Source organism: Vibrio sp. 704, from assembly GCF_033339295.1.
Map to the genome: position 1 here is coordinate 1 of NZ_JAWOUH010000706.1, position 596 is coordinate 596.

Consider the following 596-nt stretch of genomic DNA (forward strand, 5'->3'; position numbering starts at 1 on the left):
TAACCGCTCTTGCACTTGCTTAATGGCCGCCACACCGGGAAGAAACGCAAGCAGAGAGCCTGACTCTTTATTCATCAAACTCTCTATATTTTTTGCCATTACCGTTGGAAGATGATCGTTGGCAGTAAGCGGAGCATAGCGAGTTTCCACGGCAAAGCTGCGCCCTTCTGATTCAATATAACAAGCTTCCGGCAGTAAGGATTGCAACGCTTCTTGATCCAACGTTGCCGACATCACCACCAGCTTAAGATCGTCTCGCAATGCTTCTTGAACTTCCAAGCTAAGCGCCAAAGCCGTATCTGCATGAATACTGCGCTCATGGAACTCATCAAAAATCAGCAAATCGACGCCATCTAGCTCAGGGTCATTTTGGATCATGCGAGTCATGACCCCTTCAGTCACAATTTCTAACTGAGTAGAAGCACTTACCTTTGTCTCGCCACGAACGCGATACCCCACTCGCTGGCCAACTTGCTCGCCAAGTTGCTCGGCCAAATATCTCGCGATATTGCGCGCGGCTAATCGTCTTGGTTCAAGCATGATGACTTTCCCAGTCACCACTTGGTTCTGGATAAGTTGTAAAGGGAAATACGTCG

General features: G+C 48.5%; 1 protein-coding gene. It reads right to left on the reverse strand.

Going from position 1 to position 596, the window contains the following annotated elements; translation table 11 throughout:
• The coding region (locus tag R7R24_RS28645; RefSeq protein ID WP_411978845.1) for a DEAD/DEAH box helicase at window positions 1–596 on the reverse strand (596 nt) is incomplete at both ends.